We start from the raw sequence: 22887 nt of genomic DNA, 5'->3' as shown, positions 1-22887 counted from the left end.
ATCCGGGGCGGCGCGCGCGGGGCCGGTGGTTCAGGCCATGTCCACGGACGCCACTCGCTCCGGCCGCCGGCTCAGCATCACCATCAGCAGGCACGCGACCGCGAGCCCCGCCATCGAGACCAGCAAAAAGGGCTCGTAGCTGCCGCTGACGCGGAAGGCCTGTCCCATGAGAAAGGGGCCGAACCCGGAAGCGAACATGAAGATCGCGAAGAAATAGCCGTAGATCTCACCGAACGCCCGCCGGCCGAAGTAGCGCGACTGCATGAAGGCGATCAGGTCGATTTCGGCCCCCAGCCCCAGCCCGATCAAGACGGCCGCCATCAGGCCGGCAGACGCGCCATGGTCCAGCAGCAGGAGCGCCTGGCCGGCCAGGGGCAGGCAAAAGAACAGGATCGCCACATGGGGCGCCGGGCAGCGGTCCAGCATCCATCCGGCGAATATCCGGCCGACGAGCAGGGACAGGCCCGCCGTGCTGATCGCCGTCGCGGCGGCCTGCGGCGACACGCCGCGGTCCACCAGCAGGGGCACGATATGGGCGATGGTGCCGGACACCGCCAGGGCCACCAGGAAGAAGGCGCCCGCCATCGTCCAGAAGATGCCGCTCGAACGCGCCTGCCGGGCGGACCAGCCGGGCAGGGCCGCCGCTTCGGCCGCATCCGCCTGCGCCGACACCGCCGACACGCAGGCCGCGCCGCTTCCCGCCCGCGGCACGACCATCAGCCGGAACGCCGGCAGGGCGATCAGGGCGGTGATCGCCCCCAATCCCACATAGGCGCCCCGCCAGCCAAACTGATTGAGCAGCCACTGGGCCACCATGGGCATGAGCATCGTCCCGAGGCCGACCCCGGCCGCCGCCACGCCCAGCGCCAGGCCGCGCTGCCGGTCGAACGCGGCGGTAATCGCCTTGCTGTAGGCCAGCGGCGTCTGCCCGGCGGCGAATACCCCCGCCAGGAAATAGAGCAGGATCAGGGTGGCCACCGAGTGGGCGAGCCATCCGCAGGCCGCCATCAGCAGCGCGAATGCCAGGATGCAGAAGGAGCCCACTCGCCGCACGCCATGGCGGTCCATCAGGCGCCCGATCCACGGCGTCGCCACGCCGGTCGTCACCAAACCGACCAGCAGCGCGGTGGAGATGCTGCCGCGATCGGTCCCCAGCGCCTCGCTCAGGGGAATGATCAGGACCCCGAAGGTGAACTGCATGACGGGACCGTTGCCCACGATCAGGGCCAGGCAGGCGCCAATGGCGATCTGCCAGGGCGCGTGCGCGCCGTCTCGATATGAATGCATGGTTGTCTCCTCGTGATTGGGATGATGTCGTTATCGGATGCGATCGGATGCGGCAGGCCCGGCGCGGCACGGCCACGCCGGGAAGAAGGCGTTCCTAAAGCAGCATTTCTTGCGTCATGCCGGGGCTCTCCTGTTCAGACACGCTCGAAGGCCAGCGCGATGCCCTGCCCCACGCCGATGCACATGGTGCACAGCGCCCGCCGCCCGCCGGTCCTCTGCAGCTGGCGCAGCGCCGTCAGCGCCAGGCGCACGCCCGACATGCCCAGGGGATGGCCGAAGGCGATGGCACCGCCATTGGGGTTCACATGCTCGGCGTCGTCGGGCAGGCCCAGCTGGCGCAGGACGGCCAGGCCCTGCGCGGCGAAGGCCTCGTTGAGCTCGATCACGTCGAAATCGGCGATGCGCAGGCCCGTCTGCCGCAGCAGCTTGCGCACCGCCGGCACGGGGCCCAGGCCCATCACGCGCGGGGCCACGCCGGCCGTGGCGATGCCGGTCACGCGGGCCAGCGGTTCGAGGCCGGCCTGCGCGGCTCCAATCTCGCTGGCCACCAGCAGCGCGGCAGCGCCGTCGTTGACGCCGGAGGAGTTGCCGGCCGTGACCGTGCCATCGCGGCGGAAGGCCGGCTTGAGCCGGGCCAGGGTGTCGGGCGTGGTGTCGGGCCGCGGATGCTCGTCCCGGCCGAAGAGGACGGTCTCGCCCCGCCCGGCGGGACACCGGACCGGGATGATCTCGCCCTCGAAAAGACCCGCCGCCACGGCCCTGGCGGCGCGCTGCTGGCTGCGCAGCGCGAACGCGTCCTGGTCCGCCCGCGAAACGCCCTGCTCTTCGGCGACGTTCTCGGCCGTCTCGCCCATGGCGTCGATGCCGTACAGTTCCCTCATGCGCGGGTTGACGAAACGCCAGCCGATGGTGGAATCGTGGATCTCGGCATGGCGGCTGAAGGCGGCAACGGCCTTGGGCATGACCAGCGGGGCGCGGCTCATGCTTTCCACGCCCCCGGCAATCGCCAGATCGAGCTGGCCCATGCCGATGCCGCGCGCCGCGCCGGCAATGGCTTCCAGGCCCGAGCCGCACAGCCGGTTCACGGTGGCCGCGGCCACCGTGACGGGCAGGCCGGCCAGCAGCGCGCTCATGCGGGCCACATTGCGATTGTCCTCGCCCGCCTGGTTGACGCAGCCGAAGCAGACCTCCTCCAGCCGCTCCCAGTCCAGGCGCGGATGACGCGCCATCAGGGCCTGCAGCGGGACGGCGCCGAGATCGTCGGTGCGCACGCCCGCGAGCGCGCCGCCGTAGCGGCCGATGGGGGTGCGCACGCCGTCGCAGAGATAGGCGGCGCGGCTCATAGTCCCAGCACCCGTTCGGCATTGCCGTGCATCACCTTCTCCATCACGGCGTCGCCGTAGCCCAGTTCGTCCCATTCGCGCAGGATGCGCTCGTAGGGCAGGCTGGGATAATCGCTGCCGAACATGATCTTGTCCTGCAGCCGGCCGCGTATGTCCACCTTGAGGTTGCCCGGGAAATGCTTGGGCGCCCAGCCCGACATCTCCCAGTACACATTGCCCTTGTGCAGCGCCACGGCGGTGGCCTCGTCCACCCAGGGCCAGCCGGGGTGGGCCATGATGATCCGCAGGTTCGGGAAATCCGCCGCCAGATCGTCGATGGCGCCCGGGTGGGCATGGCGGATGCGGGCGCCATGGCCGCCGGGCATGCCGGCGCCCATGCCGGTGGTGCCGACGTCGATCATCACCGCCGCTCCCAGCGCATCGATTTCCTCGAACAAGGGGTAGTAGCGCCGGTCGTTCACCGCGAAGTGCTGCATGATGGGGTGGAAGTGGAAGCCGATGAAGCCCAGTTCGGTCACGGCCTTCCTCGCCTGGCGGATGGCGATCTCGCCCTTGGCCGGCTCCACCGCGCCCCAGCACTGCAGGATGCGCCCGGGATGGCGTTTCCAGATGTCGTGCACGTACTCGTTGGTGCAGGGCGGACTGGCCACGGTGGTCTCCAGGTCCAGGGCCACCAGGCAGGCCTCGACGCCGGCCGCCGCGAACTCCTGGATCACGTCCTCTTCCGGTTTGCCCACCCAGTCGCGTTTCCAGTAGGTGGCCAGCGCTTCGGGATAGGGGCCCTGGGCGTCGATCCAGGCGGGTGTGCCGGGGTAGCAATGCAGGTCGATGATGCGCATGTGCAAGTCTCTTTCTGAAAGGGGGGAATGAGGAATCGCGGAGCGGCTCAGCCCGCCGCGGCGGCGCGGGCCTCGTCGGCCAGCCGGGCGGCGATCCATTCGCCCAGCGTCTTCTTGGACACCTTGCCGAAGGTGGACACCGGAAAGTCCGGCAGCACCTCCAGGCGTTCGGGCAGCTTGAACCGGGCGATCTCGTGCGCCTTCAGGAAAGCCGTCAGCGCCGGCAGATCCAGCGCCGCGCCCTGCTTGAGCACCACATAGGCGCACATCTTTTCCCCCATGGCGGCGTCCGGCATGGGAACGCAGGCGACGTTCTGCACGGCCGGGTGCATGAGGATCAGGTTCTCGACCTCTTCCGCGCTGATCTTCTCGCCGCCTCGGTTGATCAGGTCCTTCTTGCGGCCCTCGACGATGTAGTTGCCCGAGGGATGCCTGCGCATCAGGTCCCCCGAGCGGTAGAAGCCGTCGGGGGTGAACTGGCGCGCGTTGTACTCGGGCACGCCGAAGTATCCCCGCAGGGTGTAGGGACCGCGGCAGGCAAGCTCGCCCACCTCGCCATCGGGCACCTCGCGCCCCTCGTCGTCGATCAGCAGCACCTCGTCGTCGGGGCAGACCGGGCGGCCGCAGGTCTGCAGCTGCACCTCCTCGTCGTCGTCCGGGCGCACGAACATCAGCAGGCCCTCGCTCATGCCGAAGTTTTCCTGCACGAAGGCGTTGCGAAAGAGCTGGCGCGTGCGCAGGCGCACCTCCGGCTGCATGCGCTGGCCGCCGCTCTGGATCTGGCGCACGGAATCCAGCCGGGCACCGGCGGCGGCCGGATCGTTGATCAGGCGGATCAGCAAGGCCGGCACCACCTTCAGGTGCGTGACGCCGTGCCGCTCGATCAGGGCGAACATCTCCGCCGGCCGCGTATTGGCGTGCAGCACGACAGTGGCCCCCTGGAACAGGAAGCCCTGGATGCCCGGGCAGGCCAGCGGCAGATTGTGGGCGATCGGCAGGACCAGCAGCAGCACCGAATCGCCGGTCACGCCGGCCACCTCCGCGGCCACCCTGGAGTTGTAGGCATAGTCGTTGTTGGTGCGCGGGATCAGCTTGGGGATGCCCGTGGTGCCGCCCGAGAGCTGGAAGATGCAGGGATCGGCCGGATCGATGCGGATCTCGCGCAGCCGGGCGGCCGGCTGCGCGGCGGGCCGTTCGATCAATGCCCGCAGCGAATGCTCGCCGGGACCGGCCTCGCCCAGCACCAGGCGCAGCTGCAGGCAGGGCTGCTCGGCCTGGATCCGCTCGATGACGGGAGCGAAGCGGAACTCTCCCCCCTGCTCGCGCACGGATGCGGGATAGACGCAGCAGCGCGCCTGCGCCAGGCGCACGAACTGGCTGATCTCGGCATGGCGATGGGTGACCAGGGCCGCGATGGGGATGCAGCCCAGCTTCTGCAGCGCGAAGTACAGGATCACGAACTCCGCCACGTTGGGCAGCGTGGGCACGACCCGGTCCAGCGGCCGCAGGCCCAGCGCCAGCAGATTGAGCGCCAGGTTGTCGCTCAGGGCATCGAGCTGCGCATACGTGTAGCGGCGCTCGCCATCGATCAGGGCGATGCGCGGCGCATGACGCGCGAACACGGCCGAGAATTCCTGCGCCAGCGACCGATCGCGCCAATAGCCGCGCTCGCGGTAGCGCCTGGCGAAATCCTCGGGGAATGGGACGAATCCTTCAAGCATGATGCATACCCCCACAGTCAGGTCGAAGCCGAGAAGCCGCCGTCGATCACCACCACCTCGCCGGTGACGAAACGGTTGGCGGTCAGCAGGTTGAGCATCACCTCGGCGACGTCGTCGGCCGTCACGCAGCGGCGCAACGGCGTCAGCCGGGCACGCTTGCCCATCAGATCCTCGTACTTGTCGCCCAGCATCCGCTCCATCCACTCGCCTTCCATCCAGCCGGGCGCCACCGCGTTCACGCGGATGTCGGGCCCCAGGTTCCAGGCCAGGGTCCTGGTCAGATTGACCACGGCGGCCTTGCTGGCCGCATACGGCAGGGGCTGCGGCCCCGGGCGCAGGCCCACGATGCTGGCCGTGTTGACGATCGCCGGCCGCGTGCCTTTCCGCAGCAGCGGCACCGCGGCGCGGGTGACCTGGAAGGTGCCGCGCACATTGACGGCGAAGGTGCGGTCCCACTCGGCCATGTCCAGGCTCTCCAGGTCCTTGACCTTCCAGGTGGCGGTGGTCCCGGCATTGTTGACCAGGGCATCGAGATGCCCGAAAGCCTCGTCCACCGTGCCCATGACGCGGCGCACGGCGGCATCGTCGCTGACGTCGCATTGCAGCACCAGCGTCCGCGCCCCCAGCGCCTGCGCCTCGCCCGCCACCGTGGCGGCAGCCGCGGCGCTCGATCCATAGACGATCGCCACGTCGTAGCCGGCCCCGGCCAATGCGAGGACCGCGCTGCGGCCGATGCCCGTCGCCCCGCCCGTGACGAGCGCCTTGAGTCGTTGGTTCATGTCTTCCTCTCGATTGTTGGAAAAGACCTGCTTTCACGCCTGTACGAACGTCGGAGATCGGGCGGAGCAGTCGAAACCACTGTAATGACGCCGTCGCCTTGCCAGAAGATCGCAAAACCGGGCCGCTGATTCGATTTTGATATCTACTAAGAGAAAACCCTTAATGATTGTTATCGAAGGGCTGGGTAGATTGATGCAATGCCTCGGACGCAGGCGCCGCGCCGTCCCGATTCCCGCTTCCAAATCCCGCTTCCAAATCCCGCTTCTGATTCCCGCTTCTGATTCCCGCTTCCTTTTCCGCGCCGACATGAAACTCAACCAGCTCCGCGACCTGACCTGCATCGTCGAAAGCGGCAGCCTGCGCGCGGCGGCGCGCAGGCTGGGTGTCGCCCAGCCGCTGCTGACCCGCAGCGTCAAAAGCCTGGAAAAGGAATTAGGGACGCCGCTGTTCGACCGGCAGCCCACGGGGATGGTCCTGACGCCGCTGGGCCAGCGCTTCTACGAGCGGGCCAGGCTGGTGACGAACGAATTGCGGCGGGCGCAGGAAGAACTGCAGCAGGCGCAGGGGAACGCCACCGGCACGGTGACCGCGGGGCTCTCGATCATGCCGCACATGGGCATGCTGCCCCGGGCATTGCCGGCATTCAGGAGACGCTACCCCGCCGTCCGCATCCGCCTGATCGAGGGCCTGTTTCCGGACCTGCAGGAAGGCCTCTGGAAAGGCGAGATCGATTTCTACGTCGGCGTGACGCCCAGGCAGGTGCCGCCCGGCTTCATCCACGAACGCCTCTCGGGCAACACCAGGGCGGTCATGGCGCGCCACGACCATCCGCTGATCGGGGCCAGGACGCTCGCCGATCTCGTCCAGGCCGAATGGGCGCTGCCGGCGGCCGATTTCAACAACGAGCAGGACCTGACCCATATCTTCCTGGAGCGGGGCCTGCCCGCGCCCCGGGTCGCCCTGGAGGCGTGCACGGCGCTGTCCATGATGGTGGCGCTGGCCAGCACCGACCTGCTGGCGCTCCTGCCCGTGCAATGGACCGCGTTTTCTCCCCTGCGCGGCTGCCTGGAGCAGCTCAGGCTGGAAGAACTGCTGGTCGCGCCCGACATCTCGCTCATCCGCCGTAGCGAACTGCCGCTGACGCTGGCCGCCGATTATTTCTGCGATCTGCTGCGGCGGGAGATCTGAAGCCCTCCGAACCGCACAGCACCATGACGGCAGCAGGGCGGATTCCTTTCGCTGCTTCCGCTCATTCGTCACCGGGCAGTTTGTCCGGCTTTTCCCGGGTCTTCTTCTCTGCCAATGCCAAACGCCGCTCCACTTTCTTCACATCCTCGGCGGGCGGCAGACTTTCTGGACGTATGCCCCGCAGGAGCAAGGTCTGGCGCACGGCCTCGTTGTTGACGACATGCTCATGGGAAATGGCGGACTCGGTGCCCATCTGATGGGTGCGGGCGTTATGGATGGTGATTTCGGCAGCGAAATCCTTGGCTTTCAGGACGATGGTCGGCGCAAAATCGGCCAGCGGCCGACCGTCCGGCACCTGCCACTGCGCTTTCATGGCCTGCGTGCTCTTGCCGAACAAAGCATGATCACCCTTGCTGCGGATCAGGGCGAAGCTCTGGTTGCCACCGGCCTGCTCATAAATGACCTGGGAGAGCTCCTTTTCGGTGCCGGACAGCTTACGGCGCGCTTGCACCCGCTCAGCCTCCAGCAGCCGCTGCTCGATCAATTCGGCCTTGCGGGTTTGCATGGCGAAGTAGGTCTGGGCAAAGGCGACTTCCTGTTTGCGAGGGTCGCCATTCTGGGCGATGAGGTAGCAGGCGTAGCGCGTGAGCATTACGTCATCGATCTCACGCCGGCTACCCGACCCCAGGTCGACCATTTTCCCGACGTCGGCAAAATGGTCTCCGATGAGATGGCCGGACACCTCGCAAGCCGTTCTGGCCTTGGAGATCACGCTCTGGAAGTTATCCCACTTGCCATAGCCTAAAAGATGCTGCAGGTCGCGGGCCAGCCAGTACTCCACACCGCTTTCCGTACGCTGTGCATGGCCCTCGAAGGTCACGGTCAAGCTGGTGATCAGTTCGTTTTTCATCCCTCAGCCTTCTTCAGAGAAACCGCTTCAGATCGTTTTAAGCCATGATCGAGGACGTGCATAGGCTCCCTGGGAGCATTTCGACCACATCATGCAGACGCATCCCGCCCGCCGCAAAAACAAAAACGCACGGCTTTCGGCCGTGCGTTTCTGAGGAAATGGTGGTCGGGGTGACATGATTCGAACATGCGACTCCTACGTCCCGAACGTAGTACTCTACCAGGCTGAGCTACACCCCGACGGTGCTGCCAGGCGGGCCCATGAAGTTCATGGAAGACCATATTTCAGGCCCCGGCCGGATGAAGATCAACCGGCAAGCCCCGCCAGCGGGAAATTTTTCAGCGATCACGCTCGACCGCGAAAGCACAGAATTTTAGCAGAGTTTCCCGATAAACGGAATCCGGGAAGGCCGACAGCGCCTCGCGGGCCAGATCGGCCTCGGCGCGGGCCGCCTGGCGGGTGTAGTCGAGCGCGTCGGTGGCGTGGATGGCGCGCGCCACGGCCTCGAAGTCGGCGTCGCCGGTCTCGATGGCGCCGCGGATCAGGGCGCGCTGCTCGGGCGTGCCGGTTTCCAGGACCCGGATCAGCGGCAGGGTGGGCTTGCCTTCGCGCAGGTCGTCGCCCACGTTCTTGCCCAGGGCCTGGACGTCGCCGCTGTAGTCCAGCACGTCGTCGATCAGCTGGAAGGCCGTGCCGACGTGCCGGCCGTAGGCGGCGGCGGCGGCTTCCTGCTCCGGCGTGGCGCGCGAAATGATGGCCCCCACCTGGGCGGCGGCCTCGAACAGCTTGGCGGTCTTGTAGCGCACGACCTGCAGGTAGCGGTCCAGGGACACGTCCGGATCGTGCACGTTCAGCAGTTGCAGGACCTCGCCCTCGGCGATGATGGTGGTGGCCGCCGACAGCACCGCCATGGCGGCCATGGAGTCGGATTCGACCATCATCTCGAAGGAGCGCGAATACAGGTAGTCGCCCACCAGCACGCTGGCGGCGTTGCCGAACACGGCGTTGGCCGTCTGGCGGCCGCGGCGCATGTCGGACTCGTCCACCACGTCGTCGTGCAGCAGGGTGGCGGTGTGGATGAATTCCACCACGGCGGCGAGGCGGTGGTGGTTGTCGCCCTGGTAGCCCAGCGCCCCCGCCACCAGCAGCACCATGGCCGGGCGCATGCGCTTGCCGCCGGCGCCGACGATGTAATCGCCGATGGTGCGGATCAGGACGACTTCGGAATCCAGGCGGGCGCGGATGACGGCGTCGACCGCCCGCATGTCGGACACGATGGGAGCGAACAGTTCTGAGAAGTTCAAGACGGACCCGGATGCTGAGGGGCGCCCGCCGGAAGCGGCCGCAAAGAGCCAGATTATACTTTCCGCATCACATCGAGGAGAATTCCGTGGCAGATTCCGTGGCAGACGATCGATTGCAGGCGCTGATGGACCGGGCGATGGGCGTGCTGGCCCAGCTGGAAGCCTGGCTGCCGCCCGCGCCGCCCGCCATCGACTGGACGGCCCGCGCCTACCGCTGGCAGCGCCGGGGCGCGCGCGGCTGGCTCGAAGCCGTGCGCCGCATCGCTCCCATCCACCTGGACGACCTGCGCCACGTCGACCGGCAGAAGGCCGTCCTCGAACGCAACACGCTGGCCTTCCTGGACGGCAGGCCGGCCAACAACGTCCTGATGACCGGCGCGCGCGGCACGGGCAAGAGCTCGCTGGTGCGGGCGCTGCTCGACGCGCACGCGGACCGGGGCCTGCGCCTGATCGAGATCGACAAGTCCGACCTGGGAGACCTGGGCGAGATCATCGAGCTCATCCACGGCCGCCCGGAACGCTACATCGTGTTCTGCGACGACCTGTCCTTCGAGGAAGGCGAAGCCGGCTACAAGGCGCTGAAATCGGCGCTGGACGGCTCGGTCGCCTCGCCGGGCGACAATCTGCTGATCTACGCCACCTCGAACCGGCGCCACCTGATGCCGGAATACATGCACGAGAACCTGGAAGCCCAGCACCAGCCCGACGGCGAGATCCACCCCGGGGAAACCGTCGAGGAAAAGATCTCCCTGTCGGAACGCTTCGGCCTGTGGCTGTCGTTCTATCCCTTCGCCCAGGACGACTACCTGGACATCGTCGGCCACTGGCTGCGGGTCCACGGCTGCGGCGAGGCCCAGGTCCGCGAAGCGCGCACCGAGGCCCTGCAATGGGCGCTGGAACGCGGCTCGCGGTCCGGGCGGGTGGCGCGCCAGTTCGCGCGCGACTGGGCGGCCCGCCATGCCTGATGCCCCGTTTCCCCCCCGCTCCGCATCGTTCCCGATCCGCCATGACTGACTCCAAACCCTACATCCGCGTGGCCGCCGGCCTGATCATCGATGCCCGGGGCCGGCTGCTGCTGGGCCAGCGCCCGGAAGGCAAGGCCTGGCCCGGCTGGTGGGAATTCCCCGGCGGCAAGATCGAGGCCGGCGAAACCGTCGAGCAGGCGCTGGTGCGCGAGCTGGACGAGGAGCTGGGCATCCGCGCCACGCGCGTCTATCCCTGGGTCGTGCACGTGCACGAATACCCCAAGACCATCGTCGAGCTGGCCTTCTGCCAGGTGACCGCCTGGGAGGGCGAGCCCCACGGCCGCGAGAACCAGGCGCTGGACTGGGTGGACCCCTGGGAGATCCGCCTGGACGAATCCGAACACCCCATCGGCCCGGGCGGCGGCTCGCTGCTGCCGGCCGCCGCGCCGCCGCTGCGCTGGCTGCGCCTGCCCACGCGCTACCGCATCAGCCGGATCGGCCATCCCGACCGGCTTTCCGGCTGGCTGGCCGACCTGCGCCAGGAACTGCTGCGCGGGCTGCGGCTGGTGCAGTTCCGCGAACCGGACTGGCAGGCCGACCCGGACTCGCTGCGCGAGGCCTTCCTGGCCGCCCTGGCCCTGTGCCGCCAGCACGGCGCCCGCTGCCTGGTCAACAGCGTCCATCCGGCCGCCTGGTGGTCCGAGGCCGACGGCGTGCAGCTGCGGGCGGCCGACGCGGCCCGCATCCTGCAGGACGACACGCGCCCGCCGGGCTGGCTGGGGGTGTCCGCCCACACGGCGGAGGACATCGAATGCGCGCGCCAGCTGCAGGCCGATTTCGTGGTGCTGGGACACGCGCTGGACACGGACAGCCACCCGGACCTGCCGGCGCTGGGCTGGGACCGCTTCCGCGCCCTGGCGGACGCCGCCGGCCGGCCGGTCTTCGCCATCGGCGGCCAGTCGCTGGACACGCTGGAGACGGCGCGCCTGCACGGCGCGCACGGGATCGCGGCGATCCGCGGCCGGCTGGTCAGTTGACCGCGGCGGCCGGGCCCGCCGGACCGCGCGAAACCGCCGAATCCGCCGAATCCGCCGGGCCCGCCGGCGTGGCCGAAGGCGCCGGATCGATCGGAGCGGCCGGGCCCGCCGCAGCGGCCGGACCGGCCGCCGCATCCACCGAATACCCCCCGCCCAGGGCGGCGATCAGCTGCGCCGAGGCCGTCAGGCGCTCGGAGCGCACATCCAGCGCGGTCTGCTCGGCGCTCAGCGCGCTGGCCTGCGCCTGGACCACGCTCAGGTAGTCCACCAGGCCGGCCTGGTACTGGTTGGTGACCTGGCGCAGGGTCTCGCGCGCCGCGGCCAGCGCGCGGTCCCGCGCGGCCTGCTCCTCGGCCAGCGCCTGCGACTGCACCAGGAGGTCCTCGACCTCGCGCAGGGCGTCCAGCACGGTCTTGCGATAGGTGGCCGCCTGGATGTCGTAGGCCGCGCGGGCGGACTCCACGGCGGCGGCGCGCGCGCCGCCGTCGAACAGGCTCAGCGCCAGGCTGGGTCCCAGGGTCCAGAAACGGGCGGGCGCCGTGATCCACGAGGCGAACTCCGCCGCCCGGTAGCCGCCCTGGGCGCTCAGGGTCAGGTCGGGAAACCAGGCGGCCTGCGCCACGCCGATGCGCGCATTGGCCTGCGCCACGCGCCGCTCGGCGCCGGCCACGTCGGGGCGGCGCAGCAGCAGGGCCGAAGGCACGCCCACCGGCACCTCGGGCACCGTCGGCAGCACGGCGCCCCCGGCCAGGCGGAAGCTCGCCGGCGCCTGGCCCAGCAGCACCGCGATGGCGTGGATCTGCTGCTCGCGCTGCCAGCCCAGGCGGATGCGCTGGGCGCGGGCCTGGTCCAGCTGCGCGGAGGCCGCCGCCACGTCGGCCGGCGACACCACGCCCGCCGCCAGGCGGTTGCGCGTCATCTCCAGCGCACGGGCGTATTCGTCCAGCGTGCGGGCCAGCAGGGCATCCTGCAGCTGGCTGGCGCGCACGCCGAAATAGGCCTGCGCCAGGGCGAACCGCAGGCTCAGGCGCATGGCATCCAGGTCCGCGGCGCTGGCCTGCTCGCCGGCGCGGGCGGCCTCGACCCCGCGCCGCACGCGGCCCCACAGATCGACTTCCCAGCTGGCGGTGGCCGACAGGTTGTAGGTGTTGCCGGCACTGCCCGACCCGGCCGCGCCCTGCCCCGCCCGGCTCATGGCGCCCGACGCGTCCAGCGTCGGGAACAGGCCGGCGCGCGCCGAATCCAGCGCGGCGCGGGCCTCGCGGAACTCGGCCTCGGCCTTGGCCAGGTCCAGGTTCCCCCGCGGCATGCGGTCCATCAGATCGTCCAGCACCGCGTCGCCGAACAGGGTCCACCAGTCGGCGGGCAGCTCGCGCGGCGCCGCGTCGGCCCGGATCCAGCGGCCCTCGGGCGCGTGGGCATAGGCCGCGCCGAGATCCTGGGCGGGGCGCCGGTAGTCGGGGCCGACGGCGCAGGCCGACAGGGCCAGCGCCGCCGCGGCGATCAGCAGCGCCCGCGCGGCGCGGCGCGGCGGGCGGCGCGGGCTCGCGGGCCGCGCGGCGGAGTCCGCGGCGGAAGGCGGGGACACGCGATCAGCCATGGGGGGCAGGCTCCTGTTGCGGCGATGGGGGGATGCGGCGGCGGGATCCACGCAGGCGATCCAGGCTGAGGTAGACGACGGGCGTAGTGTAGAGCGTCAGCACCTGGCTGACCAACAGGCCGCCGAAGATCGTCAGCCCCAGGGGGCGGCGCATCTCCACCCCGGCGCCCGTGGCCAGCAGCAGCGGCAGCGCGCCCAGCATGGCCGACAGGGTGGTCATCAGGATCGGGCGCAGGCGCGCCAGGCAGGCGCGGTAGATGGCCTCGCGCGGGTCCAGGCCCTCGCGCCGCTGCGCCTGCAGGGCGAAGTCCACCATCATGATGGCGTTCTTCTTGACGATGCCGATCAGCAGGAACACGCCGATCAGCGCGATCAGGGTGAATTCCATGCCCACCAGCCGCAGGGCCAGCAGAGCGCCCACGCCGGCCGAGGGCAGCGTGGACAGGATGGTGATCGGATGGATGGTGCTCTCGTAGAGCATGCCCAGCACCAGGTACATGGCCACCAGCGCGGCCGCCAGCATCCAGGGCTGCTGCGCCACCGCGTCGCGCATCATGCCGGCGCTCTGGTCCAGCCCCGCCTGCAGCTCCTGCGTCGGCAGGCCGATGCGCGCCACGGCCTGGTCGATGGCCGTCAGCGCCTGGTCCAGGGACACGCCCGGCGCCAGGCCGAAGGACACCGAATCGGCCGCCAGCAGACCCTCGTGGTTGACCGCGCGCGGCGCGGTGCCCTCGGTGATGCGGGTGAAGGCGGTCAGGGGGACGCGCTCGCCGGCGGCGTTGAGCACCTGCAGGGCCTGCAGCGAATGCAGGTCCTGGGCGTACTGCGGCTGCACCGCCATGACGACGTGGTACTGGTTCAGCGCGCCGTACAGCACGGCCGCCTGCCGCTGGCTGAAGGCATTGTTCAGCACGCCCGCAAGGTCCGCCATCTGTACGCCCAGGCGCCGCGCGGCGTCCCGGTCGACGACCAGCTCCACCCGCCGGCCCTTGTCCTCGACGTCGTCGTCCACGTCCACCAGCTCGGGCAGTCCGGCCAGGACGTTGCGCACGCGCGGCAGCCACTGGGCCAGCAGGCCCAGGTCGCTGCCCATCAGCACGTAGGAATAGGAGCCCGAGCGCGAGGAATGGCCCACGAAGATGTCCTGCTGCGGCACCAGGAACATGCGCGCCCCCGGCGTGTGCTCGAAGCGGGGCCGCAGGCGGTTGACGACGTCGGTGGCGCTGGCCGTGCGCTCGCCCAGGGGCTTGAGCTGCACCTGGATGAAGCTGGAATTGCTGCCGCCGCGCCCGCCGGCGAAGGCGGTGACGGTGTCCACCGCCGGGTCGGCCAGCAGCACGCGGCGGAACGCGTCCAGCCGGACCTGGGTCTCGGCGAAGGAGGTCCCGGTGTCCACCCGGAAGAAGCCCATCAGCTGGCCCGTGTCCTGCTGCGGGAAGAAGCCCTTGGGGATGCTGGCGTACAGGTATACGTTCAGGCCCACCGTGGCCAGGAGCAGCAGCAGCACGACGCGCCCGTGGTCCAGCGACCAGCGCAGGGAGCGCCGGTAGGCGGCATCGCCCGCCTGGCCCCAGCGCCGCAGCCAGCGCCGCAGCAGGCCCCCGGACGGCGGTTCGTGCGCGGCCGGCGCGCGCAGCAGGCGCGCCGCCATGACCGGCGTCAGCGTCACCGACACCAGCAGCGACACGCCGATGGCCACCGACAGCGTGACCGCGAATTCCTTGAACAGCCGCCCCACCAGGCCGCCCACCAGCCACAGGGGGATGAACACGGCGATCAGCGACAGGCTCATGGCCAGCACGGTGAAGCCGACCTCGGTCACGCCGCGCAGGGCGGCGCGCGCCGGGCGCATGCCGCGCTCGACGTGGCGCATGATGTTCTCCAGCACCACGATGGCATCGTCCACGACGAAGCCGGTGGCCACGATCAGGGCCATCAGGGAAATCGTGTTCAGGGTGAAGCCGAACCACCACATCAGGCTGAAGGTGCTGATCAGCGAGGCCGGCACGGCGATCGCCGGGATCAGGGCGGCGCGCCAGTTGCCGAGGAAGGCCAGCACCACGGCCACCACCAGCACGACCGACAGCACCAGGGTCAGCTCGGCCTCGAACAACGAGGCCCGGATGCTGGGCGTGCGGTCCTGCGCCACGGTCAGGCGCACCCGCTCGGGCAGCAGCGACTGGAACTCGGGCAGCAGCGTGCGGATGGCGTCCACGGTCTCGATGATGTTGGCGTCGGCCTGGCGGCGGATGATGAGCAGCACGGCGGGGCGGTCGTTGAAATAGCCCACCTGGTTGGTGTCCTCGACCGAGTCCTCGACGCGCGCCACGTCGCTCAGCCGCACCGGGCGGCCGTCGCGCCATTCCACCACCAGCGGGGCGTAGTCGGCGGCCTTGCGCAGCTGCCCGCTGGAGTGGATCTGCCATTGGGTTTCGCCGCGCCGCGCCAGCCCGCCGGGACGCAGCGAATTCACGTCCTGCAGCACCTCGCGCACGCGGTCCAGCGGGATCTCCATGGATTCCAGCGCGCGCGGATTCACCAGCACGCGCACCGCCGGCAGCGAGCTGCCTCCCAGCGTCACCTGCCCCACGCCCTTGACCTGCGCCAGTTTCTGCGCCAGCACGGTGGACGCCAGGTCGTAGAGCTCGCCGCGCGTGGCGGTGTCCGAAGTCAGCGCCAGCGTCATGATGGGCGAGGACGAGGAATTCACCTTGCGGTAGACGGGATTGTTGCGCATGCCCGAGGGCAGCATGGGCCGCGCGGCGTTGATGGCGGCCTGGACGTCGCGCGCGGCGCTGTTGATGTCGCGGTCCAGCTCGAACATCAGGGAGATCTCGGTCTGGCCCTCGCTGCTGCGCGAGCTCATGCTTTCCACCCCGGCGATCGCGCCCAGCGACTGCTCCAGCGGCATGGCCACGCTGGAGGCCATGGTCTCGGGGCTGGCCCCCGGCAGCGAGGCCGAGACCGAGATCATGGGGAAATCCACCTGCGGCAGCGGCGCCACCGGCAGGAAGCGCAGCGCCAGCGCCCCGGCCAGGACCAGCGCCAGGCACAGCAGGGACGTGCCCACCGGCCGGCGCAGGAACAGGGCGAAGAACCGCATGTCAGCCGCCCGCCGCCCGCCGGTGGCCCAGGCGCTCGAACAGCAGGTAGATCACGGGCGTGGTGAACAGCGTCAGCACCTGGCTGCACAGCAGCCCGCCCACCATCGCCAGGCCCAGCGGCTGGCGCAGTTCCGCCCCCGACCCGGAGGCCAGCATCAGCGGGATGGCGCTGAAGAAGGCCGCCAGGGTCGTCATCAGGATGGGCCGGAAGCGCAGCAGGGCGGCCTCGTGGATCGCCGCCTGCGGCCCCAGGCCGCGCTCGCGCTGCGCATCGAGCGCGAAATCGATCATCAGGATGGCGTTCTTCTTGACGATCCCGATCAGCAGGATGATGCCGATCACGCCGATCATGTCCAGTTCCGCCCCGCCCAGCCACAGCGCCAGCAGCGCGCCGATGGCCGCCGAGGGCAGCGTGGACAGGATGGTGACCGGATGGATCAGGCTCTCGTACAGCACCCCGAGCACGATGTACATGGTCACCACCGCCGCCAGCAGCAGCCACAGCGTGCTGGAGAGCGAGGCCTGGAAGGCCTGGGCCGCGCCCTGGAAGCGGACATCGACGGAATCGGGCACGCCCAGCGCGACGCGCGCCGACTCGATGGCGTCCACGGCGTCGGACAGGGCGGTGCCCGGCGCCAGGCTGAACGACACGGTGGCCGCCGGGAACTGGTCCAGGCGCTGCACGGCCAGGCGCGCCAGCCCGGGCTCGAAGCGCGCCACGCTGGACAGCGGCGTGACCCCGCCCGAGGCCGTCGGCACGTGCAGGTGCTCCAGCGCCGCGGGACCGCCGTCGAGCAGGTCGGCGTCGGCCTCCAGCACCACCCGGTACTGGGCCGACTGCGTGTAGATCGTGGAGATCAGCCGCTGGCCGAAGGCGTCGTAGAGCGCGTCGTCGATCGAGGCCTGGGTGACGCCCAGCCGCGCCGCCGCGTCGCGGTCCACCGACACGGCCAGCGCCAGGCCCCGGTCCTGCAGGTCCCCGGCCACGTCGCGCAGTTCCGGCAGCGCGCGCAGGGCGTCCACCAGCCGGGGAGTCCAGTCCGCCAGCGCGGCCTCGTCGGGGCTGGACAGCGTCATCTGGAACTGGGCGCGGCTGACCTGGTCCTCGACGGACAGCTCCTGCACCGGCTGCAGCCAGGCCTCCAGGCCCACCACCGGCTGCAGGGCCGCCTGCAGGCGTTCGATCACGGCGTCCGCCCGGTCGCTGCGCTCGGCCAGCGGCTTGAGCGTGATCTGCAGGCGCCCGGTGTTCAGCGTGGCGTTGTCGCCGTCGATGCCGATGAAGGACGCCACCGAGGCCACCGCCGGGTCGTCCAGCAGCCGCTCGACGGCCTGCTGCTGCAGGCGGCTCATGACCTGGAACGAGGCCGACTGCGGCCCCTGGGTGACGGCCTGCAGCGCCCCCGTGTCCTGCTGCGGGAAGAAACCCTTGGGGATGGCGACATACAGCCCCGCGGTGACGAGCAGCGTCGCCGCCGCGGCCCACAGCGTGGCGCGTTGGTGCGCCAGGACCCATTGCAGCCCGCGGTCGTAGGCGGCGATCAGCCGATCCATCAGCGCCCCGGCCCCTTGCAGGAAGCGCCCGTGCTTTTCTTCCGATTCCGGCCGCAGCATGCGCGCGCACATCATGGGCGTGAGCGTCAGGGAGATCAGCAGCGACAGCAGGATGGCCACGGCCAGGGTGACGGCGAACTCGCGGAACAGCCGCCCGACCACGTCGGCCATGAACAGCAGCGGGATCAGCACCGCGATCAGCGACAGGGTCAGCGACACCAGGGTGAAGCCGATCTGCTTGGCCCCGCGCAGCGCGGCCGCCATCGCGGTCTCGCCTTCCTCGATGTGGCGGGCGATGTTCTCGATCATGACGATGGCGTCGTCCACCACGAAGCCGGTGGCGATGGTCAGGGCCATCAGGGTCAGGTTGTTGATGCTGAAGCCCAGCAGCGCCATCAGGGCGAAGGTGCCGACCAGGGACAGCGGCACGACCACGCCCGGGATCAGGGTGGCCCGCCAGGTGCGCAGGAACACGAAGGTCACCGCCACCACCAGGGCGATGGCCAGCAGCATCTCGATCTGCACGTGGGCCACCGAATCGCGGATCGTGTGCGTGCGGTCGGAGGCCACCTGCAGGTCCACGCCGGTGGGCAGGGTGGCGCGCAGGCCGGGCAGCAGGGCCTGGACGCGGTCCACCACCTCGATCACGTTGGCGCCCGGCTGGCGCTGGATGTTCAGCAGGATGGCGGGCGTGCGGCCGAACCAGGCGGCCTGGTCGAGGTTTTCCGCCGCGCGGCGCACCTGCGCCACGTCGCCCAGGCGCAGCGGCGCGCCGTTCTCGTAGGCCAGGATCAGGCGCTCGTATTCGGCCGGGTCCTTGAGCTGGTCGTTGACGCTGATCGTGATCGAGCGCTGCGGCCCGTCCAGATTGCCCTTGGGCTGGTTGACGTTGGACTGGGTCACGGCCTTGCGCACGTCGGCCAGCGTCAGCTTGTGCGCGGCCAGCGCCTGCGGATCGACCTGGATGCGCACGGCCGGCCGCTGGCCGCCGGCCACGCTGACCAGCCCGACGCCGCTGATCTGGGACAGCTTCTGCGCCACGCGCACCTCGATCAGGTCGCGCACCTGGGGCAGCGGCAGCGTGGGGGACGTCACCGCCAGGGTCATCACCGGGGCGTCGGCCGGGTTGATCTTGCTGTAGATCGGCGGCGAGGGCATGTCCGCGGGCAGCAGGTTCGAGGCCGCGTTGATGGCCGCCTGCACTTCCTGTTCGGCCACGTCCAGCGGCAGGCCCAGGTCGAAGCGCAGCGTGATGCGCGACGAGCCTCCCGAACTGGTGGACAGCATCTGCGACAGGCCCGGCATCTGGCCGAACTGGCGCTCCAGCGGCGAAGTCACCAGCGCGGTCATGACGTCCGGGCCGGCGCCCGGGTACAGGGTGGTGACCTGGATGGTGGGGAAATCGACCTGGGGCAGCGCCGACACCGGCAGTTCGCGGTAGGCCAGCAGGCCCGCCAGCGCCAGCGCGACCATCGCCAGGGTCGTGGCGACCGGCCGCAGGATGAACAGGCGCGACAGGTTCACGAGGCCGGACCCCGGCCGGCGCCGCGGCGCCCGCCCGCCGTTCCGGGCGGCGCCTGGCGGGCGCCCTCAGCGGACCCCGCCCCTTCCGGGCGGGCGGCGCCTTCGGCCTTGATGGGGCCGGCTTCCGCCTGGGCCGCGGCGCCGGTCCCGGCTCCGGCCGCGGCACCCGTGGCCTCCGGCGCGACGATCTCCACCTCGCTGCCGTCGCGCAGCCGGTCCGTGCCCTCGACCACCACCGTGTCGCCCGCCTGCAGGCCGGATTCGATCACCACCCGCTCGCCGTCGTCCACCCCCGTGGTGACCGGCACGACCCGGGCCTTGCGCTCGGCGTCGAGCCGATAGACGTACTCGCCCTGCGAGCCGCGCTGCACCGCGCGCAGGGGCAGCGTCACGCCGTCCTGCGTCCCCAGGCGCAAGCGGACCTGGACGAACTGGTTGGGAAAGAGGGACTCGTCGGCGTTGTCGAAGCGGGCCTTGAGCTGGACGGTGCCGGTGGCCACATCGATCTGGTTGTCCACCGCCACCAGGGTCCCGGTGGCCAGCGCCGTCCCGGCGGCATCGCTGAACAGGCGCGTCTGCAGGGCCGGCTCGGCGCGGCGCGCCTCCAGCAGGGCCGGCAGGCGGGTCTGGGGAATGGAGAACACCACATCGATCGGCCGGCTCTGCGTCAGCACCACCAGGCCGTCGGCGTCGGAGGTGCGGATCATGTTGCCCGCATCGACCTTGCGCAGGCCCAGGCGGCCGTCCACGGGAGCGCGGATTTCCGTGTAGCCGAGCTGCAGGCGGGCGTCGTCCACCGCCGCCTGGTCCGATTTCGCCTGCCCCTGGAGCTCGCGCACCTGGGCGCGGGCGGAATCCAGCTGCTGACGCGCCACCGAATCCTGCTTGTACAGCTGCTCGTAGCGGGCCAGGTCGCGGCGCGCCTGTTCGAACTGGGCGGCATGCTGCATCTGCTGGCCCAGGGCCTGGTCCAGCTGGACGCGGAAGGGCTGGGGATCGATCACCGCCAGCACCTCGCCGGCCCGCACGGCCTGGCCGTCGTCGAAATTCACCGATTGCAGCGGGCCGTCCACGCGCGCGCGGATGACGACGGTCGCCAGCGGCGTGACGGTGCCCAGCGCCCGCAGGGTGCGGTCGATGCGGCCCGGCTCGGCCCGCGCGACGGCCACCGGCGTGGCCTGCGCGCCCATGCGGAAGCCGCGCCCGCCGGGGCCGCCCGGGCCTCCGGGGCCGCCCGGTCCGCCGGCGCCGCCCGGCCAGAAATGCCACAGGGCGAACGCCGCCAGCCCGCAGGCTGCCGCCCACGCCAGGATCCTGCGGCGCGTCCCGCGGGGCCGCGTCGTGATAGAGGTCATGATGGGGTCCTACAGATTGCAGCGCGCCAGGCGGAAAGCCACGTCGCGGCTGACCGGCTGGGGCTTGAGTTCATTGTCCTGGGTGGAAAACCGCACCCAGATGACGTATTTGTTGGCACTGACTTCCGGGAAGACGCCCAGGGCCGGATCGACCCAGACGCGCAGCAGCTGGAAGGACTTGCCGCCCAGCATCTCCTGGTAGGCGCCCTGGGTGGCCAGCTGGTCGCGGGCGTCGCCGGCGTCGCGCAGCAATTGCAGGATCAGCGCCATCGCGCGGTGCAGCGGCATCATCGGCTCGATCCAGCCGCGCAGGTCGGCCGCGCGCGCCTCGGCCGGCTTGAGCTGCCAGGAATAATAGGAAGGCATGTCCACGGGCGAGGAGCCGCCCGGCACCGTGATCCGCCCGCGCAGGCTGGCGAGCCACTCGTTGTCGCGCAGGCACTGGCCGATGCGGCCCTGGCCGGCGAGCGCCGCGGACACCGACTGCATTTCCGCCAGCAGCCGATCCAGCGTGACGCCGTCCACGCCCGGATGCTCGCGCAGGGCGGACAGGGCGGACCGGTGGCGGTCCATGTCCTGGAGGATCGCCGTGCGGACGTCGGCGCGCTCGCAGATGTCCAGCAGATCGAACAGCGTGGTCATTGCGATCTGGTGGCAGTGGGCGTCTTCGCCCCGGGCGAAGAAGAACAGGCGGTCGAACAGGTATTCGACCCTCAGCAGGGTGCGGACACGTTCATTGCAGGGATACTCGTACAAAATCACGCGCAAAAGACCCTATCCATGAGTGGTGCGCCCATCCGCCGACCGCGAGGCGCGGTCGCACCAGGCCTGGTGAAGCTGGAATGCGCGCCGGCGCAGCACGTCCAGATCGGTCGAGTCGTCGTTGGAGATGACGTCGTCGGCCGCAGCGAGGCGCTCCGTCCTGGATGCCTGAGCGGACATGATACGCTCAATGGTGTCGCGCGTCAGCCCGCTGCGCGCCTGCACCCGGCGCACCTGGGTCTCGGGGTCGCAGTCCACCACGCAGATGCGGTCCACCCGGTCGCGCCAGCGGCCGGACTCGACCAGCAGCGGCACGACGAACACCCGGTAGGGCCCCCGGGCCCGTTGTGCCTGATCGCGCACGGCCTGGTCGATCAGGGGATGGAGCACGGCTTCGAGCCGCCGCCGCACCGTCGGGTCGGCGAAGGCGTGCGTGCGCATCCAGCCCCGGTCCAGGGCGCCGTCCGGGCCGATCGCCGCCGCGCCGAACGCCTCCCGCAAGGGGCCGATCGCGGCGCCGCCCGGAGCCGTCAGCTCATGGGCGATCCGGTCGGTGTCGATGACCGCCGCGCCCCATTCGGCCAGCCAGTCGGCCACCATGGACTTGCCCGAGCCGATGCCCCCGGTCAGGCCGATGGAAAACATGGCATCCCCGCATGTCGATTCAAAGACATGAATGTACCGCAAGGGCCGTGCCGGGTGCCGCGAGGGGTGCGCCGAGGGGCGCAAGAAAGGCGGCCGGCGGAAGTGCGCAGGGCGGCGCCGGCGGGGAGACCCAGGGCGGCGCCAGGAGGACCGCGCCGAGCGGCGCCAGCATCCATGCGCCCGCCGCCGCGGCGATGCAGGGGCCGAAGGCATACGGCCGGCGCCAGCCGCCGCGCCGGGCCAGGCAGGCGGCCAGCCCGAGCACGCAGGCCAGCCAGAGGATGCCGAGGGCGGCCTGCGGCCCGAACCAGCCCGCCAGCGCCGCCAGGCATTTGACGTCGCCGCCGCCGAAGCCGTCGCGCCCGCGCAGGCGGCGGTACAGCCCCGCCATGCCGGCCAGGCCCGCCCAGACCAGGGCGGACGCGCCGGCCGCGGTTCCGAAGCCCTGGGGGCCCAGCAGCCAGCCGGCCGCCATCAGCGGCAAGGTGAGCGCATCGGGCAGGAGGCCGCTGCGCGCATCGATCCAGGCGAGCGCGGCCAGGACCAGGAGCAGCGGCACGAGCGCCAGGCCGCCGCCGGCCGCCAGCAGCCCGGCCGCAAGGCCCAGCAGCGCCGCCATCGGGCCGTCGCGCAGCGGCCGCCAGGGGCGCGAGGGGGCATCCGCCGCCGCGGCCCACAGCGTGCCCGCCGTGGCCGGCGCATCGGCATCCAGGCGATCCGCATAGGCCCGGGCCCAGCGCCCCAGCAGGACGCCCACGCACGCGCCCGCCGCCGCGGCCAGGCCCGGCACGCCTGGGCCGGCCGCGCCCCAACCCGCGGCATCCCATCGCCAAGCCTCCCCGCCCACCGCGTCCCATGCCGCGTCGGCCCAGGGCGCCAGCCCCTGGAGCAGGCCCCCCGCCCATCCGGCCATCGCCCCGCATCCCATCGCCAAGCCTCCCGCAAATGCGTAGAATGGCGGCTTCTCGA

17 protein-coding genes and 1 tRNA gene are annotated in these 22887 nt (G+C 70.7%); 3 read left to right on the top strand and 15 right to left on the bottom strand.

Annotated elements, in window-relative coordinates:
- Positions 1-30: 30 nt before the first annotated feature.
- From BN940_RS03540 to BN940_RS03520, 5 genes are all read right to left on the bottom strand, one after another.
- Positions 31-1287: an MFS transporter gene (locus BN940_RS03540; protein ID WP_043680217.1), complete on the bottom strand. Its 1257-nt coding sequence runs from the start codon at positions 1285-1287 to the stop codon at positions 31-33.
- A 134-nt stretch (positions 1288-1421) separates the two neighbouring features.
- Entirely contained in the window at positions 1422-2630 is a 1209-nt protein-coding gene (gene pcaF / locus BN940_RS03535; RefSeq protein WP_043680215.1) for a 3-oxoadipyl-CoA thiolase, read from the bottom strand.
- Positions 2627-3469, bottom strand: coding sequence for an amidohydrolase family protein (locus BN940_RS03530; RefSeq protein ID WP_043680212.1), 843 nt, complete (start codon positions 3467-3469; stop codon positions 2627-2629). The genes pcaF and BN940_RS03530 overlap by 4 nt, the downstream gene beginning before the upstream one ends.
- Positions 3470-3516: 47 nt before the next feature.
- Positions 3517-5190: a (2,3-dihydroxybenzoyl)adenylate synthase gene (locus BN940_RS03525; protein ID WP_043680210.1), complete on the bottom strand. Its 1674-nt coding sequence runs from the start codon at positions 5188-5190 to the stop codon at positions 3517-3519.
- A 17-nt stretch (positions 5191-5207) separates the two neighbouring features.
- Complete coding sequence (locus BN940_RS03520; RefSeq protein ID WP_043680209.1) at positions 5208-5969, bottom strand: SDR family NAD(P)-dependent oxidoreductase; 762 nt, start codon at positions 5967-5969, stop codon at positions 5208-5210.
- Between the two features lie 307 nt (positions 5970-6276).
- Between BN940_RS03520 and BN940_RS03515 the strand changes: the two genes are divergently transcribed.
- A complete protein-coding gene (locus BN940_RS03515) occupies positions 6277-7158 on the top strand; it encodes a LysR substrate-binding domain-containing protein (protein WP_043680207.1) in 882 nt (293 codons plus the stop codon).
- A gap of 61 nt (positions 7159-7219) precedes the next feature.
- On the opposite strand, the gene dinD is transcribed toward BN940_RS03515, so the two are convergent.
- The 3 genes from dinD to ispB form a co-directional block, all read right to left on the bottom strand.
- Positions 7220-8068 (bottom strand): DNA damage-inducible protein D, encoded by an 849-nt coding sequence (gene dinD, locus BN940_RS03510; protein ID WP_043680204.1) that lies wholly within the window; start codon positions 8066-8068, stop codon positions 7220-7222.
- 162 nt (positions 8069-8230) lie between these two features.
- A tRNA-Pro gene (locus BN940_RS03505) sits at positions 8231-8307 on the bottom strand.
- Positions 8308-8406: 99 nt separating this feature from the next.
- Positions 8407-9372 (bottom strand): octaprenyl diphosphate synthase, encoded by a 966-nt coding sequence (gene ispB, locus BN940_RS03500; RefSeq protein WP_043680202.1) that lies wholly within the window; start codon positions 9370-9372, stop codon positions 8407-8409.
- Positions 9373-9497: 125 nt separating this feature from the next.
- On the opposite strand from ispB, the gene BN940_RS03495 reads away from it, so the two are divergent.
- Both BN940_RS03495 and BN940_RS03490 read left to right on the top strand, forming a co-directional pair.
- On the top strand, positions 9498-10337 hold the full coding sequence (locus BN940_RS03495; protein WP_043685722.1) for an ATP-binding protein: 840 nt from the start codon (positions 9498-9500) through the stop codon (positions 10335-10337).
- Positions 10338-10378: 41 nt separating this feature from the next.
- Positions 10379-11374 carry a Nudix family hydrolase gene (locus BN940_RS03490; RefSeq protein WP_043680199.1) on the top strand — a complete coding sequence of 332 codons (996 nt, stop codon included), beginning with the start codon at positions 10379-10381 and terminating at the stop codon, positions 11372-11374.
- Here BN940_RS03490 and BN940_RS03485 read toward each other — a convergent pair.
- The 7 genes from BN940_RS03485 to BN940_RS17810 are packed head-to-tail and all read right to left on the bottom strand — an operon-like array spanning position 11367 to position 22831.
- Entirely contained in the window at positions 11367-12974 is a 1608-nt protein-coding gene (locus BN940_RS03485; protein WP_084330491.1) for an efflux transporter outer membrane subunit, read from the bottom strand. The genes BN940_RS03490 and BN940_RS03485 overlap by 8 nt on opposite strands.
- Positions 12967-16077: an efflux RND transporter permease subunit gene (locus BN940_RS03480; RefSeq protein ID WP_043680196.1), complete on the bottom strand. Its 3111-nt coding sequence runs from the start codon at positions 16075-16077 to the stop codon at positions 12967-12969. Before BN940_RS03480 ends, BN940_RS03485 begins: the two co-directional genes overlap by 8 nt.
- A 1-nt stretch (position 16078) precedes the next feature.
- Entirely contained in the window at positions 16079-19156 is a 3078-nt protein-coding gene (locus BN940_RS03475; RefSeq protein WP_043680195.1) for a multidrug efflux RND transporter permease subunit, read from the bottom strand.
- On the bottom strand, positions 19153-20511 hold the full coding sequence (locus BN940_RS03470) for an efflux RND transporter periplasmic adaptor subunit (RefSeq protein ID WP_084330490.1): 1359 nt from the start codon (positions 20509-20511) through the stop codon (positions 19153-19155). Before BN940_RS03470 ends, BN940_RS03475 begins: the two co-directional genes overlap by 4 nt.
- A 9-nt stretch (positions 20512-20520) precedes the next feature.
- Positions 20521-21273, bottom strand: coding sequence for a cell division protein ZapD (gene zapD / locus BN940_RS03465; RefSeq protein ID WP_043685714.1), 753 nt, complete (start codon positions 21271-21273; stop codon positions 20521-20523).
- Positions 21274-21285: 12 nt separating this feature from the next.
- On the bottom strand, positions 21286-21918 hold the full coding sequence (coaE, locus tag BN940_RS03460; protein WP_043680192.1) for a dephospho-CoA kinase: 633 nt from the start codon (positions 21916-21918) through the stop codon (positions 21286-21288).
- A gap of 19 nt (positions 21919-21937) precedes the next feature.
- On the bottom strand, positions 21938-22831 hold the full coding sequence (locus BN940_RS17810; RefSeq protein ID WP_052355574.1) for a prepilin peptidase: 894 nt from the start codon (positions 22829-22831) through the stop codon (positions 21938-21940).
- Positions 22832-22887 lie beyond the last annotated feature (56 nt).

It is taken from the genome of Castellaniella defragrans 65Phen (assembly GCF_000612685.1).
GTDB classification, from domain to species: Bacteria; Pseudomonadota; Gammaproteobacteria; order Burkholderiales; family Burkholderiaceae_B; genus Castellaniella; species Castellaniella defragrans.
The sequence above is the reverse complement of the archived record's forward strand: the minus strand, read 5'-3'. Positions and strand labels throughout refer to the sequence as shown.

Coding starts and splice junctions, on each gene's coding strand:
- BN940_RS03540 (WP_043680217.1), bottom strand. CDS start 1,287: ATGCATTCATATCGAGACGGCGCGCACGCGCCCTGGCAGATCGCCATT.
- pcaF (WP_043680215.1), bottom strand. CDS start 2,630: ATGAGCCGCGCCGCCTATCTCTGCGACGGCGTGCGCACCCCCATCGGC.
- BN940_RS03530 (WP_043680212.1), bottom strand. CDS start 3,469: ATGCGCATCATCGACCTGCATTGCTACCCCGGCACACCCGCCTGGATC.
- BN940_RS03525 (WP_043680210.1), bottom strand. CDS start 5,190: ATGCTTGAAGGATTCGTCCCATTCCCCGAGGATTTCGCCAGGCGCTAC.
- BN940_RS03520 (WP_043680209.1), bottom strand. CDS start 5,969: ATGAACCAACGACTCAAGGCGCTCGTCACGGGCGGGGCGACGGGCATC.
- BN940_RS03515 (WP_043680207.1), top strand. CDS start 6,277: ATGAAACTCAACCAGCTCCGCGACCTGACCTGCATCGTCGAAAGCGGC.
- dinD (WP_043680204.1), bottom strand. CDS start 8,068: ATGAAAAACGAACTGATCACCAGCTTGACCGTGACCTTCGAGGGCCAT.
- BN940_RS03495 (WP_043685722.1), top strand. CDS start 9,498: ATGGACCGGGCGATGGGCGTGCTGGCCCAGCTGGAAGCCTGGCTGCCG.
- BN940_RS03490 (WP_043680199.1), top strand. CDS start 10,379: ATGACTGACTCCAAACCCTACATCCGCGTGGCCGCCGGCCTGATCATC.
- BN940_RS03485 (WP_084330491.1), bottom strand. CDS start 12,974: ATGGCTGATCGCGTGTCCCCGCCTTCCGCCGCGGACTCCGCCGCGCGG.
- BN940_RS03480 (WP_043680196.1), bottom strand. CDS start 16,077: ATGCGGTTCTTCGCCCTGTTCCTGCGCCGGCCGGTGGGCACGTCCCTG.
- BN940_RS03470 (WP_084330490.1), bottom strand. CDS start 20,511: ATGACCTCTATCACGACGCGGCCCCGCGGGACGCGCCGCAGGATCCTG.
- coaE (WP_043680192.1), bottom strand. CDS start 21,918: ATGTTTTCCATCGGCCTGACCGGGGGCATCGGCTCGGGCAAGTCCATG.
- BN940_RS17810 (WP_052355574.1), bottom strand. CDS start 22,831: ATGGCCGGATGGGCGGGGGGCCTGCTCCAGGGGCTGGCGCCCTGGGCC.